General features: G+C 39.1%; 15 protein-coding genes. 3 read left to right on the forward strand and 12 right to left on the reverse strand.

The genetic code is table 11. The features are described 5' to 3' along the window. Positions 1–9 precede the first annotated feature (9 nt). The 7 genes from sleB to Gferi_RS04695 all read right to left on the reverse strand — a co-directional run bounded on the left by sleB (position 10) and on the right by Gferi_RS04695 (position 8,601). Positions 10–912 (reverse strand): spore cortex-lytic enzyme, encoded by a 903-nt coding sequence (gene sleB, locus Gferi_RS04665; RefSeq protein WP_069974474.1) that lies wholly within the window; start codon positions 910–912, stop codon positions 10–12. 111 nt (positions 913–1,023) lie between these two features. Then, a complete protein-coding gene (locus tag Gferi_RS04670) occupies positions 1,024–2,208 on the reverse strand; it encodes an FprA family A-type flavoprotein (protein ID WP_069974475.1) in 1,185 nt (394 codons plus the stop codon). Between the two features lie 16 nt (positions 2,209–2,224). Further along, entirely contained in the window at positions 2,225–2,638 is a 414-nt protein-coding gene (locus Gferi_RS04675) for a hypothetical protein (RefSeq protein WP_156782322.1), read from the reverse strand. Between the two features lie 783 nt (positions 2,639–3,421). Then, positions 3,422–4,255 (reverse strand): peptidoglycan-binding domain-containing protein, encoded by an 834-nt coding sequence (locus Gferi_RS04680; RefSeq protein WP_069974477.1) that lies wholly within the window; start codon positions 4,253–4,255, stop codon positions 3,422–3,424. A gap of 234 nt (positions 4,256–4,489) precedes the next feature. Next, positions 4,490–5,242 (reverse strand): tRNA threonylcarbamoyladenosine dehydratase, encoded by a 753-nt coding sequence (locus tag Gferi_RS04685; protein WP_069974478.1) that lies wholly within the window; start codon positions 5,240–5,242, stop codon positions 4,490–4,492. Positions 5,243–5,331: 89 nt separating this feature from the next. Next, the gene (locus tag Gferi_RS04690; protein WP_069981304.1) at positions 5,332–6,252 is read right to left on the reverse strand and encodes a cation diffusion facilitator family transporter; all 921 of its coding nucleotides are present in this window, start codon (positions 6,250–6,252) and stop codon (positions 5,332–5,334) included. A 363-nt stretch (positions 6,253–6,615) separates the two neighbouring features. After that, the gene (locus Gferi_RS04695; RefSeq protein ID WP_069974479.1) at positions 6,616–8,601 is read right to left on the reverse strand and encodes a molybdopterin-containing oxidoreductase family protein; all 1,986 of its coding nucleotides are present in this window, start codon (positions 8,599–8,601) and stop codon (positions 6,616–6,618) included. Between the two features lie 260 nt (positions 8,602–8,861). Here Gferi_RS04695 and Gferi_RS04700 point away from each other — a divergent pair, with 260 nt between their 5' ends. Then, positions 8,862–10,037, forward strand: a complete 1,176-nt coding sequence (locus Gferi_RS04700) for a dicarboxylate/amino acid:cation symporter (protein ID WP_069974480.1) — start codon at positions 8,862–8,864, stop codon at positions 10,035–10,037. Between the two features lie 36 nt (positions 10,038–10,073). On the opposite strand, the gene Gferi_RS04705 is transcribed toward Gferi_RS04700, so the two are convergent. The 3 genes from Gferi_RS04705 to Gferi_RS27960 all read right to left on the reverse strand — a co-directional run bounded on the left by Gferi_RS04705 (position 10,074) and on the right by Gferi_RS27960 (position 11,472). After that, positions 10,074–10,652: a hypothetical protein gene (locus Gferi_RS04705; RefSeq protein WP_069974481.1), complete on the reverse strand. Its 579-nt coding sequence runs from the start codon at positions 10,650–10,652 to the stop codon at positions 10,074–10,076. Between the two features lie 35 nt (positions 10,653–10,687). Continuing rightward, a complete protein-coding gene (locus Gferi_RS04710) occupies positions 10,688–11,191 on the reverse strand; it encodes a MarR family winged helix-turn-helix transcriptional regulator (protein WP_069974482.1) in 504 nt (167 codons plus the stop codon). Between the two features lie 107 nt (positions 11,192–11,298). After that, positions 11,299–11,472 (reverse strand): hypothetical protein, encoded by a 174-nt coding sequence (locus Gferi_RS27960; protein WP_156782323.1) that lies wholly within the window; start codon positions 11,470–11,472, stop codon positions 11,299–11,301. Positions 11,473–11,740: 268 nt separating this feature from the next. Here Gferi_RS27960 and Gferi_RS04715 point away from each other — a divergent pair, with 268 nt between their 5' ends. Beyond that, positions 11,741–12,457 carry an ABC transporter ATP-binding protein gene (locus Gferi_RS04715; RefSeq protein ID WP_083273374.1) on the forward strand — a complete coding sequence of 239 codons (717 nt, stop codon included), beginning with the start codon at positions 11,741–11,743 and terminating at the stop codon, positions 12,455–12,457. Positions 12,458–12,473: 16 nt separating this feature from the next. On the opposite strand, the gene Gferi_RS04720 is transcribed toward Gferi_RS04715, so the two are convergent. Together Gferi_RS04720 and Gferi_RS04725 are read right to left on the reverse strand one after the other, a co-directional pair. Next, positions 12,474–13,163: a DUF421 domain-containing protein gene (locus Gferi_RS04720; RefSeq protein ID WP_069974483.1), complete on the reverse strand. Its 690-nt coding sequence runs from the start codon at positions 13,161–13,163 to the stop codon at positions 12,474–12,476. Between the two features lie 86 nt (positions 13,164–13,249). Next, positions 13,250–14,047 carry a lipid II flippase Amj family protein gene (locus Gferi_RS04725; protein WP_069974484.1) on the reverse strand — a complete coding sequence of 266 codons (798 nt, stop codon included), beginning with the start codon at positions 14,045–14,047 and terminating at the stop codon, positions 13,250–13,252. Between the two features lie 193 nt (positions 14,048–14,240). Here Gferi_RS04725 and Gferi_RS04730 point away from each other — a divergent pair, with 193 nt between their 5' ends. Then, positions 14,241–15,662 carry a recombinase family protein gene (locus Gferi_RS04730; protein WP_069974485.1) on the forward strand — a complete coding sequence of 474 codons (1,422 nt, stop codon included), beginning with the start codon at positions 14,241–14,243 and terminating at the stop codon, positions 15,660–15,662. Positions 15,663–15,758 lie beyond the last annotated feature (96 nt).

The raw sequence follows: 15,758 nt of genomic DNA on the forward strand, positions 1-15,758 counted from the left end.
CTCCACCCCCTATCGATGTGCAAACCAGTGCTTGCCAATTTTTACACTGGGCTCTCTGGTCCAAATCCACTTACTGGTAGCAGTGGCAGGATTCCAGTAGTATATGGCGCCACCCGTGGGGTCCCATCCGTTTAATGCATCTCTTGCTGCGCGGAACGCAGACTCATTTGGTGCTAAGTATATCTGTTTGTCTGCCACTGCAGTAAAAGCCAGCGGCTCGTAAATAACCCCGGCAATGGTATTTGGAAAGGAAGGATGTCTCACACGGTTTAAAATAACTGCACCTACTGCCACTTGTCCGGTGTAGGGTTCTCCGCGGGCTTCACCATTAATTGCCATAGCCATTAACCGTACATCGTCATTTCTTGTAACTCCTCTACTGGTAGGGGTATAGGCGGTTTGTGCTCCTGTAGGCATTCCTAGTGCCTTCCTAGTCTGTGGCCCGATCACACCGTCTACCGCTAAACCATTCTTTCTTTGAAAATCCCTTACGGCTTTCCCAGTTTGAGGACCATACAGTCCATCTACAGCACCTTTGTAGTAGTTCCATTGCTTAAGCTTTTGCTGCGCAATCCGAACGGTCTCATTAAACTTTGCAGTTCCGCCTCCAGCTGCAGCAGCAGGTGCAGTAATCCCTAAAGCACGTCTTGTCCGAGCACCTACGATTCCATCTGCTTTCAGACCATGTTTTCGCTGGAAAGCAATAATCGCACGATAGGTTTGCGCACCATAGATACCATCCGCTGCACCTGCTAAATATCCCCAGTTTTTCAGTTTTTGCTGTACTTCTCGTACATCATTTCCCCTGGAACCCCAAAAAATCGTCCTCGCATAAATAGAGTCCATAAATAGGATGCTGATTAAGAAAGTTATCATCAATGTAAAGCATAAGATTTTAGTTGCTTTTTTCATGGATTTCCCTCCTCTTTTCTTATTTTCTGTTGGAGAGAAATCAATTATTCCCGTCTACTGCAATTGGTAAAAAAAGAAGGAGGAAACTTTCTCCAAGTCCCTCCTTCTTCACTATATCATTCTTCCGATATCTTTTCCGAATTCATAACAGGCTTTCAAAGCTTCTTCTGTTGGAACATATTTGATCTGCAAACCCTCTTTTACCAGCTGAATACCCGCCTCTTTCAATTTCTTCTCAATATTTACAACGGCACCCTTGCCCCATCCGTAGGATCCAAAAGCAGCACCAATTTTATTTCGGGGTTTCAATCCCATTAATTCTTCAAGAAAATATGCCATATTTGCAATCATCGTATTATTAATGGTAGAAGATGCCACAAGCAGTGCCTTTGCATCTAATACTTCCTTGATAATATCATTGACATCAGAGACAGATACTCTATATAATCGTGCATCCACCCCCTCACTGACAAGTCCCTCAATGATTGCTCTTGCCATTCTCTCCGTACTGTTCCACATGGTCTCATAAACAACGATGGCCTTCCTATGGGTTTCCCCTTTACCCCATTTCATATAAGCCTCAATGATTTTTTCGTGATGACTTCTCCACACGATCCCATGGCTCGGAGCAATCATATCAATTTTAAAATTCATTTTTATGATTTCTTCAATCTTTTTCACTACTAAAGGACTAAATGGCATAAGGATGTTTGCATAATATTTTTTGGCTTCCTCCATTACAGTACACATGTCATTTTCGTCATCAAAGAGCATAGAAGATGCATAATGCTGCCCAAATGCATCATTAGGCATGAGCAGTGCCTCTTCTTCTATGTAAGAAAACATACTATCCGGCCAATGTAGCATAGGTGCTTCGATAAACTGGATGCTTCGCTGCCCTAGAGAGAGTACATCACCAGTTTTTACAATCTCATATTGATAGTCCCCAAAATAATGCTGTTCCATGGCATCCTTGCCATTTTTTGAACAAAATACTCTTGCATTAGGTGCTAAGGCCATAAGCTTTGGAAAACCGCCAGAATGGTCCGGTTCTACATGATTAATAATGATATAATCGATTTTCTCCGGATCAATAACTTCTTTGATATGCTCAATCATTACATCAACAAAGTGTACATCTACTATATCTACCAATGTAATTTTCTCATCTACGATTAGATATGCATTGTAGCTTGTCCCTTGATGCGTGCTGTAGGAAGGCCCGTGAAATTCTCTTATATCCCAATCTACAGCACCTACCCAATAAATCCCTTTTTTTAATTCTCTCGTTGCCAACAAAGCCAACCCCTTCCTAATGTAAATAATAGTCTCCAAAATAAAGATAGAGAATTGCATTTACCCCATCTTCTACATCAATAATACTATAGTTCGAGGTAACATTCTGAACGGCAAGCTGCACTTTTAATTCTTCTAAGATTTCTTCCAATGCAATCTCCAGATAGTTTTCTACACTTCGATATAACAGATCCTCCATTCCCTCGTTGTTACCGGGAATTATATGATCTTCTTGGTTTTTCATATCTCCTTCTTCATGGATCATAGGTACGATAGAAAACACATTAAATCCCATGGTATTTTCAACATTTAACTGACCGCTGATATCTTCTACACTATCAAAATATCCAGTGTCTGTGATAATCCTTTCAACCATATTACTGCCTACCAGTTTTATCGTATTATCTATAATCACATTAAATTCTTTCAAAAGGATTCCTCCATTCCTATCCATTGTTAGTATTATATTCTCCTTCCAATAAAAACATATTCTTCCGATTTTAAGGGTTTTTCTAAAAAAAATGATGACCTGCAGGCCATCATTTTAGTAAGTTAAAATTTTGCTGATATTTGCAACTCCGATTGTAAAGCTGGATATCAAAATAAAAAACATAAAACCGATAATTAAAGTTTTGACTTTGTTCATAGATCATTCTCCTACTCTTCCTTATGATTTCTATAATAACTTCTGTATTGTTGACGTGATTTTTACATCCTATTCATCACAGCGATATAATTGATAAATAAATATATTTTATTTTATCTATTATATTTATACCACATCCAAGTTTGTTTAATCAATTACATTTCCATTACAAATTCTTAGATTTATTGTCATTTTTACAGCAACAGCGACAACAGTATCCGATCTAGTAATTTGATATTGTTCTTTAGTTATAGATCTGTCATTAAGACGCCTGATTATATAGGGGCAGGCCTTGTGTCTGCCTGCTTGATTATTCGGAAGCCACATAGGTGCTTCACTATGTACATTCATCTTTAGAAACATAAATCCATATAAAAAGAGCGTCTACGACGCTTTCGCTAGGGAACCCTAGGTTCCCTTCGACGACTGCTATCGCAGTCTGAGCACCCTCCTTAGTACGGCAGGGGATTTCATCCCCTACAACCCCTTTTTTGATATAATAGAAAAGTAAAACTTTCCTATTATATCAAAAAAGACCCTAAAAGTTAGGGCCTTAATTTTACAAAATTATAATCCTGCTGCTTTTTTTACGTTTGCTTGATGTTGTGGATCTTGCTTATTACTTCCATGGGTTAAACTATTTTTAAAGTGTAGACACATATGTCCGTCCATATTATTGCCTTTGACGAAGTCATAGTTGATACCCTGACCAAAGCCTGCACTTCTGTTTGAAACAACATTACCACCAGGAAGACTCTCCACTCCAGCATGAGGCATTCCATTCATAGATGCAGCAATTACACGATTTCCTTTGTGAACCAGTACCGCTCTTCGATCCCAGCTAAAGCCTCCCCAAATACTTCTCAAGGTAGCTGTATCCTCTTTTGTTACCGTCTCTACATCAGCGTGGTTTGTTCCTGCAGTAACCTTCACATTAAAGGTTTTCCCAGTTTCTACATCCTCGACCAACAATACATCTCCGTGGGCAATGATCTCTTGTACTTCTGTCCACCAATCAAGGTATTCACCAGCCTTTTGTCTTTGCACTGTCCCCCTGCTGGTCGTTTGTGGGGTTGTTTGCGGGGTATTTACATTTACCAACCCAAGATCTGTCATTTTCTTGATCGTAGCAGTTCCTACAATACCATCAGCCTTCAGTCCATTTTTCTTCTGAAAGCTTTTTACGGCGCTTTCCGTAATGGTACCATAGTATGTAGTCGTATTGGCTTGTTTAAAACTGCCATCCTTTTTTAACGCTTCTTGGATAACCTTCACATCATTGTGACGTGTACCAAGCTTATACACTTTTTGTGAAAACACATAGCTTTTTGCATCGACTACACCTGATCCAAACCCTAAAAATACAACCACTAGCATCAAGACACTTAAAGCTTTTTTCATTAGTCTTTCCTCCTTATTCCCGATGGGGCCCCACCACAATGTATACACCCTATTCGAAAAATAATTTGTTAGTACCTAATTCCTATGTTTTTTACTATACCATTTATAGTTTACATAAAGCAATATTTTTTACTGAAATGGTTGAAATTACCTGAAACTTTTCGTATATTTTTGCGTCACAACCATCGGCAAAAAAAAGAAAAAAGTCCTCGATTTCCAAGGACTTCGTCATAATTATAAACCAGTTAAATCTCTTATTACCACCGAAGCAATAATTAAACCTGCTACAGAAGGAACAAAAGCTACGCTGCCCGGTATTTGATGTCTAACCGTACAGGTTCTGTCTTTATTGGGACAGATACAATCTGTCTTGCAGTCAGATGGAATTACCTTGGGTTCAATAGGCTCTTCCTTTGAATAAACCACCTTTAGCTTCTCAACGCCTCTTTTTCGCAGCTCTTTACGCATTACCTTCGCCAATGGGCAGATTGTCGTTTTAAAAATATCTGTTACTTCAAAGCGCGTTGGATCCAATTTATTTCCAGCTCCCATGCTGCTGATGATAGGGAGATTCATTTTGCTGCAGCGCTCTACTAAATCCAGCTTTGCCGATACCATATCGATTGCATCCACCACATAATCATAATCTGCTGATAAAAGCTGTTCTGCAGTTTCAGCATTATACAACATTTTATAGGTTTCCACCTCAGCCTTTGGATTGATGTCCAGCACTCTTGCTTTCATCATTTCCACCTTAGACTTTCCAACGGTACTACGCATCGCATGGATTTGTCTATTAATATTGGTTAAACATATATCGTCATCATCCACCAATACAAACTTTCCCACACCGGATCTAGCCAAGCCCTCTACGGCATAAGTACCAACACCGCCAATACCAAATACAGCTATTTTAGTATTTTTTAGCTTTTCTAGATTTTCAGTGCCAATAACAAGCTCTGTACGGGAAAATGCATGTAATCCCATGTTTTTTCCTCCTCTGTAATTCATCTATTTCAATCAATCGTCTCCGTATACAAATAATAATTATATATATTATTTGCTTTAAAATCAACCTATTTATTGCAGGTTTTACAAGGTGACATGACTTCCAATTCCCTTGTACAAGGATCTACATGAACAATTACATCTTTAACATTTTCTATATTCTCTTTAATAAGTGCTTCTACCTCTTCTCCAATATTATGTCCTTTATAGACAGAAATATGGGGATCCACACAGATTTTCACATCCACATATGCTTTTGAGCCATGCTTCCTTCCCCGAATTTCCGTAATACAACCAATACCATCGATATCTTTAAGTTTGCTATGCACTGTATTCATTTGCGCTTCATCTAAGGCTCCATCCATTAGTTCATCAATTCCGGCTAGTAAAAGCTGTATTCCGATTTTTACTACGATGAGAGAAACGATTGCGCCGGCCAAAGGATCTAAGAACACATATCCCATACGAGCACCTAATATCCCCAATAATGCAGCTACAGAAGATAATGCATCGGAACGATGATGCCAGGCATCTCCCATCATCGCATTACTGTTTAATTTCTTTGCAGCGGCGGATGTAATGCGAAATTGGTATTCTTTAATTGCAATCGATACAGCAGCAATTGCAGCTGTATAAAGTTCAGGGACTGCAAAGGTACCGCTAATCATAATCGTTAACGATTCATATCCAATTTTGAGTCCTGTAAAGGTTAGCACCAAGGCTAGAAGAAATCCAGCAATAGACTCAGCTTTTTCGTGACCGTATTGATGTTTTTCATCTCTTGGCTTCGATGCCAGCAACATTCCCACGATAACCCCAACAGAGGTAATGATATCTGAAGCCGAATGGAGACCATCAGCTATAGTGGCCGTACTTTTTCCAAGGTATCCCGCCCCAACTTTCATAATCGTCAGCAGCACGTTGAGCAGGATTGTTATCATTATAATCTTATTTCCAAGTCTTAGGCGATCCTTCTCGTCTACGATCATAGCAGATGTCAGCTCCTTATTATCAGTTGATATGATATATACCATTATATTATTATTTAAAACATTTGCAACCCTTAATATTAAAATATTTTCATTTTTAATTATCATGGGATATATTATCAATTGATAATATATTTGAGCTTAATCTCAATACTACCTGATTTTGATTATCATCATTATCACTAAAAAGAGCGTCTCCGACGCTTTCGCTAGGAAACCCTAGGTTCCCTTCGACGACTGCTATCGCAGTCTGAGCACCCTCCTTAGTACGGCAGGGGATTTCATCCCCTACAACCCCTATTTTTTATATAATAGAAAAGTAAAACTTTCCTATTATATAAAAAACAGGCTATTCGCCTGTTTCTATAATGCTTCCGGTTTAATATTGCAGAAACAATCATAATATGCAGCTTGTTCCCCCATATCGGAGATAAGTGCTTCTGTCAGAAGGTTAACAGAGCCGCTTTGATGCCACCAGCCTTCGTAAATCATCAGTAAATCTATTCCCACATTGTTGTCAATCTCTACCTTTACAAGCAAGCTTCCTTGCTTTGTAGTAATTTTTGCGAAATCCCCTTGCTTTAAGCCATATTTATTCGCTGTAGCCTCATTTATGTAAACATTTGGCATTTTATTTTTAAATGCAAAGTGCTGAGAATGGAGCGAATCCTTTGGATGCGGCGTTATCAGGCGAAGTGGATATTCAATTGCTCCTTCCATAGCTGGAATATATTGTGGCAGTGGGCTAAGACCATCCTGCTCTGCCTGTCGTGAATAGAGCTCGTATTTCCCTGAAGGCGTAGAAAAATTTCTTTCCGACCAAGCTATTTCCCGATAAGGTATGGTAAAAAATGTTTTTTTCAAATCCTCAAAGGTTATTTGAAAAGCGTCCTCTAGAGGTTTTACTGCCCTTCTCAAAAATTCATCCTTCTCTATATCCGGATACTGCTCCAGATCCATTTTTTTCGCCAATGCTCTAAAGAACTCATATTCCCCTATGATTCCTGCTCTTGGCTCTACGGCTTTTTGAGAATAGTTTAAATAAGGGGTAAACATCGAAGATAAAAAGATGTCATCTTCCTCCATCACATGGGTACAAGGTATGAATAAATCAGCCTGTTTCCCCGTATCTGTCATAAACATATCAAATACCACTTTATATTCGATCTTTTTAAAAGCACGAATCATCCTCTCTAAGTTTGGCCCTTGCACCAGTGGGTTTGCCTTTGTGACAAATACAGCTTTGATCGGAAACTCATTTTCTTCTTCGAGATACTGTCCAAAAAAAGCTCTGCTGAAGCTTCTGTGTTTTTTACCAGTTGCTGCACTTTTAGGCACTTCTCCTCCAATATAATCAGCAAGCAATCTATTTGCATAATTAACACCCCCTCCAGAAATACCGATATTTCCGGTTATAGCACCTAATGCATCAATACAGCGAACCGTATTGCCACCATTGCTGTACCGCTGCAATCCATAGCCTAATATGATACAGGAGGGTTTATCCTTTCCATAGTACGCTGCCAAGCGGTAAATCGTATCTGCATCAACCCCAGTGATATCTGCCACTCTCCCTGGTGTAAAAGTCTTTACATAGTCTTTAAAATTTTCATAACCAATCACATGATTATGAATAAATTCATGATCCACCATATCCTGTTCAATCAAACAGTGTGCCATTCCCAGGGCTAGTGCGCCATCGGTTCCCGGCTTGACGCCAATATGCTCAGTAGCAACCTGTGCAGACTTTGTCTGTATCGGATCTATCAAAACTATCTTTGTACCCTGTTTTTTTGCCTGTGTTAGATACTCCATTAAATGAATGTTTGTATTGTGTGGATTTCTTCCCCACAGCAGAATGGTCTTTGCATGCAAGTGATCCCTCGGATGGTGTCCCCGGCTTTCTCCAAAATCATACTGTTGAGCAGCAATACCTGCACCCCAGCATAAGCTTCCTCTTGGTACAGTGATGCTCCCATAATAGTTAAAGAACATTTTATCCACCATCTTACTTATGCCACCGTATCCTGAGTCATAGTAATGGAGTACGGATAAAGTGTTGTCCTTGGATCTTATATCTTTTAACTTATCACTAATCTCCTCTAAAGCGTCATCCCAGCTGATCTCCTGCCATTTGGTTCCTACTTTTTTTAATGGGCGCAAGATTCTTTCCGGATGATACATCCGCTCCAAATGTTGAGCACCCTTTTTACATACATATCCCTTCGTCAGGGGATGTTCTTGGTTCCCCTCAATTCGAACGACTTCTCCATCCAACACTTCTGCTGTAAACGCACAACCATCAAAGCAGTCCAGAGAACATGCAAATTGGATATATTTTCTTTCCATTTCTTTTCACCCTTCTCTATACAATATTTATCCTGATAAAATTAATTATCTTCCAAAGATTTCATCCATTCAAAATTGGAAAGTCACATTTAGGGTAGCATTTTATAGCAGAAATCTCAAGTTGTTTCTTATGATTATTAATACTTTTTATTGGGCATCCTAGTCTATAAGTCTGAAATAGGGTCCAATAAAAGACATAAAGATTTTTTACTGTGGCATAATAAGCGAAAGCCATCAATTTAATTAAGGAGGTATTACAAATGATAAAATTAGGTTTACTGCCTAAGCTCATCTTAGCCATTGTATTAGGTATTCTCATTGGCAGTTTCGCGCCGGTTCAAATTATCGGTATCTTTGCTACTTTTAATGCGATTTTTGGTAAGTTCTTGGGCTTCTCTATTCCACTGATCATCATTGGTTTTGTTGCACCTGGTATTGGTGAATTGGGTACAGGTGCAGGGAGGCTCTTGGCCGTCACAGCAGGGATCGCATATTTTTCTACTATTTTTTCAGGCACAATTGCTTATTTCACCAGTTCCATCGTATTGCCAAATGTGCTTCAGGTAGGTCAGATGGCAATAGATGCCGCAAATCCTGAAGAAGCACTGGTAGAACCTTTCTTTCGAATCGATATGCCCCCTATTATGGCGGTCATGTCCGCATTGCTAATTGCTTTTGTTCTTGGATTGGGCATTGCAGTCACACAGGGCAATACGATAAGAAACTTCATGAATGAATTTCAAGGGATCATTGAAAAACTCATTACAAATATTATCATCCCACTCCTTCCCTATCATATATTTGGGATCTTTGCGAATATGACCTATGCTGGACAGGTAGCAACCATCATGTCAGTTTTTGCCCGTGTATTTGTGATGATCATTCTGCTACATATTACCATCATTGTACTTCAATACATTATTGGTGCTGCGGTTGCTGGAGGAAATCCTTTCAGGCTGCTTAAAAATATGCTTCCTGCTTATTTTACAGCTATTGGTACCCAATCCTCTGCTGCAACAATACCTGTAACCCTGAAACAAACAAAAGTAAATGGGATTCAAGACGGGGTAGCCGATTTTGTTGTACCCCTTTGTGCAACGATCCATCTCTCTGGCAGTACCATTACACTGGTAAGTTGTGCCATGGCCGTTATGATGCTCAATGGTATGACGACTACTTTTTCATCTGTATTTCCCTTTATCTTGATGCTTGGGATCACTATGGTAGCTGCACCGGGAGTGCCTGGCGGAGCCATTATGGCTGCCTTGGGCTTGCTCGAGACCATGCTGAATTTTTCACCAACCCTTACATCCTTGATGATTGCTTTATATCTGGCACAGGATAGTTTTGGTACTGCTGCCAATGTTACCGGTGACGGTGCGATTGCTCTAGTGGTAAACAGAATCTCCGGTCATAGACTAACAAATCTCCACTAAAATAATAAAATGAGTTAAAGGCTTCCTTCCTTTAACTCATTTTATTATTTGGATATTCGCTTTCCTTGTTTTCCATAAATCTGCGATCATTTGATCCACCATTTGTTTTTGACTATTAATCCGGTCCCAATCTTTTACAAATCGCAGCAATTTTTTTTGATCATCTTCCATGATTCCTTCCTTGAGCGCTTCATATCCGGTAAAGTAAAGATCCATCATCTGTACCATTTTTTCATGAACACGCTTCACATCTTCTCTAATCGCAGGCTCCTGATGTCCATATACCTTGATCATCTCGTTTTTTGTCTGCATGCTGGCATGCTGCAATTCACTTATTTTAGATAAAATCTCACCCTTGATTTCCTCCGTTTTATCTGCCTCATTTATGGATTCTAAAAGGTTCATGCCATTATGTATTTCCGTTTGTAATAATTGTGCTTTTTTCAAAAATTGGTTATAACTATATTGCTGCGGTTTAAAGTATTTATGATAATCATCCTGTGCTACATAACCACTATACAAAATATAGGATAGAACAACCAACCCAAAGGCAGTCCAAAGGCAATTATATAAAAATGAACGTTTATGAAATTTTTTAATTGCCCAATCTATCAAGCTATGACCCCCATAGATAAATCTTTTATTTTACTTTAGGATTCTTTTTCTAACTGTTGACTGGAAATTTCCATGTATTTCATATACTCAGCATCCAGTACTTCCCTCGATAAAGTTAAAATCAGTTCTTGAAGCTTTTCCTGATCTTGTTCTTCCATTTTATGAAATGCTTTCATCAAACGAAAAACCTCTGACTTTTCTAAATCTGATCTCATCGCATTTCTTTGTTGAACCCCTAGTTCTGTAATATATATCCTGGTAATCCTGCCGTCTCGAATATCCTTTTCCTTGCTGATCAAGCCCTTTTTCACCATGCGATTTACGATATCATGGGTTGTAGATAAATTCCAAAGTCCCCTTGCTGCCAACTCAGAGAGTTTCATTCCATCTTCAAGATAAAGAATCCAAAGGACATGCTGATGGGCATTGGTTAAGTCATACTGATGGGCTTTAATATCCCATTCTCTTTCCATTGATTTATATAAACCCTTTAAGATATGTACAAATTTGTGATTCTCAACAATATTCTTCTTGTTCAATGTATACACCGCCATATCTGTCACATTTCGTTATTACTGAATAATCCTACTACCCATTATATATCCTTTTCGCTCTTCAATACAATATATTCGTTTCATCATTCAAGTTATTTGCACATTTTTAAAAACTCCATTTTCTGATCTACCAATTCATGATACTGTATTTGGGTGATTTTCTCTGCATCTAAAAGGTTTTCGGCACAACTTATGAAATCTCTGATTATTTTTTTCAGCACTGCTTTATTGATTTCCTGATTCACTACCTTATCCTCTATTGTCATACAAAACCCCCCTCTTGTTTTCTCCTATACTATTTCTTACATGAATGTTAATATTCCTGCAATCACAATAAATTTTTTGAAAATTTCTTAGATTCCGCCAGTATGTCCCTATCAAAATTGACTGCAAAGTGATATATTAAACTTTCCAGTCACACACCTTTATCAAATAAGCATCTATTGTATTTTAACTTGTCGAATCAAGCACATATATTTTTTGTATAGAATACTATGAAATTATATTGAACCTACAGCATGGGAGGGATAAGCTATGACAGTTGAAAAGGTTGTAGAGATCGAAAATGTTTCTATGAATTATCACACATTAGATGGTGAAACATTAGCAATCAAGGATTTATCCTTTAATGTATATAAGGGCGAAATAGTAATCATTGTAGGTCCGAGCGGCTGTGGAAAATCAACTGCCTTATCGATCATATCGGGATTGATCACGCCTTCATCGGGCAAGGTAGTGGTAAACGGAAAAGCAGTAAGCGAACCAAATAAATCTATTGGTTACATGTTTCAAAAAGATCATCTATTTGAATGGCGTACGATCTTAAACAATGTTTTGATCGGGTTAGAGATTCAAAATAAATTAAATCCCCAAACAAAGGCAAAAGCGGAGAAATTGTTAGAACTTTATGGCTTGGGTGAATTCAAGCACTACTATCCCAGCCAATTATCAGGGGGTATGCGTCAACGGGTAGCCCTCATTAGAACACTGGCTGTCGAACCGGATCTTCTGCTGCTGGATGAGCCTTTTACAGCATTGGACTACCAGACAAAATTGGCTGTGGCAGAAGATATAATGTTTGCTTGTTCTATAAATCTTGATCTAATCATAGTTTGTTATATGGATGTGATGAAAAAAGAAGCCTTAAAAACAATTGTACAGATTGCTTATGAGATCGCTGTAGGAAAGCGGGGTGTCCCTGATACAAAAGAAAATAAAGAACAACAGCAAAAAGGGCAGAAGGATGCATAACTTCCGCCCTTTTTGCCTATTTCTCATAAGGCGATATATGAAGCTGTCCGTACGGGTCCATCAGGGCAACAAAAATCTCTTCCGGACGACTATAGCCAAACATACGAATATACTTTATAATTTCTTCTTCCTCTTTATTAAGCTGCATCATATTCTTTCTTTGAAATTTTCCTTCCAAAATAACTGCCAAAGGCAAACCTCTCTCTTTTCCAGTTGAAACCCCTAATTCTTGAACAGTCGGTGTCTCATAGGGAGCTTTCTTGAGTACAGAGATATTTCCGCTGGCCTCCACAATACAAAAATCAATTTGATTGAGTGTAAATACATTTTTCTCCCGTAGGAGCATGAGTAGGTCGTCAACTGTATAGTGCACGCTCTTCAAATTCTTTAATAAAATCTGCCCATCCTGTATTACAATAGTGGGTTCAAAGGTTATCATCCTTCGTGCTTTTGTACTCTTAACAATTAAAAAACTTATACATCTCTGCATAACTGCTAAGACTACAACAGCAAAGGCTGTAGGCAAGTGTTTAATTTCAGGCTGGGCGATATCTGCCCCTACAATAGAACCCATAACGACCAAGGTCAATAAGTCAAATACCGGCAACTCCCCAATCGGCCTTTTCCCCATAATAAGCAGCGTAGATGCCAAAAGTAAAAGCATAATCGACACAATACGAAAAGCAATCATGAGATAAGTGTTCATAAGCGCAGTCCTTCCCAAAAGAGAGTTTCTCTTTCATATTAGAATTTGTAGGAAATAAACCTCTTATTCCACACTTTATAAAGATGCTACAGATAAAAAGTTGCTATGAGCTTTGCTGCAGGCACTAGCAGCACCTGGCCTAAAAGCGTTCCCAGAAACTTTGTTCCGATTAAAATAATCACCAGCGCCTTCACATCTCCATACTGTCGTTTTCCACGATAGGCTTCATCTGTAATAATCGCTGCCTTTGGATCGATGAACATCGTCAATAGAATACTGGCAATCCCATTGATCATGCCTGATGAACCGGCAGCAGCCAACCGATTTTCCGGAACATAGATAGCTGCATAATAAGCAGCCAGGACACCAATAGCATATATCCCTGTAATGAAGGCATTGAGCAGCAGCAGTCTCTTTGGAATATTCTTAAACCGTAACCCATGCAGCATGCTCCTGGAAGGTTTTACCGTACTTCCGGCGATTCTTCGAATATTACCAATACTCAGTGCCTGAACCACAATAGCGGGTACAGAGCCAACTGCTTCCAGCTTTGCTACCGCTTTGGAAAAAATCTTTAAAAAAGTCGGTACCATCAAAATTCCAATAACCGTACCTATGGTCGATCCTGCGATTACAGTTCGGATTTCCAATAATGGATCATAGCGGAACTGAATGCTCGTATCGATCATCTTTCCAATCAAAGGCCCTTGAAAGGTATTTGCGGTTCTGGATACCAATACGATCAGATTAAAGAGGGACAAAGACAGGGCAAATTGCCCGCTTTTTACTGAATTTAACCGAACCGAATAAGACAGCGTATCTACCAAATGAATAATAATCGTTAGTAATGTTAACTTCCAAAGTAAACCATCTCCAAAAATCATACGCTTACACCTTTCTGATCCACTTCATCAAGAGGGATCTATCTATCCTGCCACCCGCTTCACAGGTATTCCCCATGCTCTTATTATAGTCTAAAACTACCAACATATTCCACCCCTATAAAGGATTGCGCCAGAAATCCATTTTGCATGTTCCCTAATTTACTCAAATATAATAATGCAAGAGGTGATCATCATGAAAAAAGCAGCTGTATATATACGGGTAAGCACTGAAGAACAAGCCAAAGAAGGCTATTCGATCTCTGCCCAGCAAGAAAAGCTAAAAGCCTTTTGCCTGTCAAAAGACTGGCAAATCCAGGATATCTATATCGATGAAGGCTATTCAGGCAAAAATCTGAATCGTCCGGCACTTAAGCGGCTATTGAGCCATATTAATAATTTTGATCTCGTATTGGTTTATAAGCTTGACCGTCTATCCCGTTCTCAAAAAGATGTTTTGCATCTAATCGAGGATATATTTGAGCCCAATCAGGTTGGCTTTGTTTCAACACTGGAAAACTTCGACACTACCCTCAGCTTTGGAAAAGCCATGCTGGGAATCATCGCTGTATTTGCCCAGCTTGAACGGGAAAGTATTACAGAACGTGCCCGCCTGGGCAAAAGAGAGCAAGCGCGTCAAGGCAAATGGCGCGGCGGTCCGGTTCCTTTAGGCTATGACTACATCGACCAACAGCTCGTCATCAATGAATATGAAGCTTTGATCATTCGAAAAATCTTTCAATATTACCTTGATGGAATGGGCATGAATGCAATCGCCAACAGGTTAAACCGACAAGGATACAAAAGTAAGCAAAACCGCCCCTTTTCACCCTCTAAGATTCGCACCTACTTAACCAATCCTCTCTATGCAGGAATGATGCCCTATAAAAATCAAGTATTTCAGGGCGTACACCCGAAGATTATCGAGAAAGATCTTTTTTCATCGGCACAGGCAATCATTGCAGAAAGGGGCCAAAACTGGCGCAAACCCTCTTCTTCTCTCTTAGGTGGCATCCTCTGCTGCGGAGAATGCGGCGCAAAGGTTTTTGAGCGCAAGATGCAAGGAACACGCTATTATACCTGCTATACCTACCATGGAAGTCCTGACCATATGCGTACTGCCCCACATTGCAGTTTAGGCTATAAAAACAGTAAAGACTTGGAAGAATACATCTTAGCACAATTAAAGTATCAAAAAGAAGACTATGCAGCATTAGATCGCGAGATCGAACGATATCTGAAAGACATAAGCACTAGAGATTTTGAGGGCGATATTGAAGTGCTTAAAAAAGAATTAGTTCAGGTAGATCATGAACGGCTGCGCTGGTATGATGCCTATGGAAAAGGCAGCTTTTCACTGGATGAGATTGAAAAACGAATCGAAGCAGTTACCCATAGAGAAAATGAACTTCAAAAGCAAATTGCCATCATAGAAAACCAAAGTAAGACGGTTAGGGCCAAATCTGTGACAATGGAAATGCTAAAAAAGAATGCTTATGATTTTCACCAAATATGGAAATTTGCTACCTGCCAGGAACGACGCAAAATTACCACCGGCTTCCTGCGCTCTGTCTCATTATATAAGAAAATGCCTCCCCAACTCACTCTACGAGAATAATCCTATTTTTTTGAATAGACTCAATCCAGATTTTAAAAATGAGTGATTCAATCAATACTATAACAAATATTTCCAATCATACTTTTATAAATATTC

This window comes from Geosporobacter ferrireducens (assembly GCF_001750685.1).
Taxonomy (GTDB): domain Bacteria; phylum Bacillota; class Clostridia; order Peptostreptococcales; family Thermotaleaceae; genus Geosporobacter; species Geosporobacter ferrireducens.

Coding starts and splice junctions, on each gene's coding strand:
- sleB (WP_069974474.1), bottom strand. CDS start 912: ATGAAAAAAGCAACTAAAATCTTATGCTTTACATTGATGATAACTTTC.
- Gferi_RS04680 (WP_069974477.1), bottom strand. CDS start 4,255: ATGAAAAAAGCTTTAAGTGTCTTGATGCTAGTGGTTGTATTTTTAGGG.
- Gferi_RS04685 (WP_069974478.1), bottom strand. CDS start 5,242: ATGGGATTACATGCATTTTCCCGTACAGAGCTTGTTATTGGCACTGAA.
- Gferi_RS04690 (WP_069981304.1), bottom strand. CDS start 6,252: ATGATCGTAGACGAGAAGGATCGCCTAAGACTTGGAAATAAGATTATA.
- Gferi_RS04695 (WP_069974479.1), bottom strand. CDS start 8,601: ATGGAAAGAAAATATATCCAATTTGCATGTTCTCTGGACTGCTTTGAT.
- Gferi_RS04700 (WP_069974480.1), top strand. CDS start 8,862: ATGATAAAATTAGGTTTACTGCCTAAGCTCATCTTAGCCATTGTATTA.
- Gferi_RS27960 (WP_156782323.1), bottom strand. CDS start 11,472: ATGACAATAGAGGATAAGGTAGTGAATCAGGAAATCAATAAAGCAGTG.
- Gferi_RS04715 (WP_083273374.1), top strand. CDS start 11,741: ATGACAGTTGAAAAGGTTGTAGAGATCGAAAATGTTTCTATGAATTAT.
- Gferi_RS04720 (WP_069974483.1), bottom strand. CDS start 13,163: ATGAACACTTATCTCATGATTGCTTTTCGTATTGTGTCGATTATGCTT.
- Gferi_RS04725 (WP_069974484.1), bottom strand. CDS start 14,047: ATGATTTTTGGAGATGGTTTACTTTGGAAGTTAACATTACTAACGATT.
- Gferi_RS04730 (WP_069974485.1), top strand. CDS start 14,241: ATGAAAAAAGCAGCTGTATATATACGGGTAAGCACTGAAGAACAAGCC.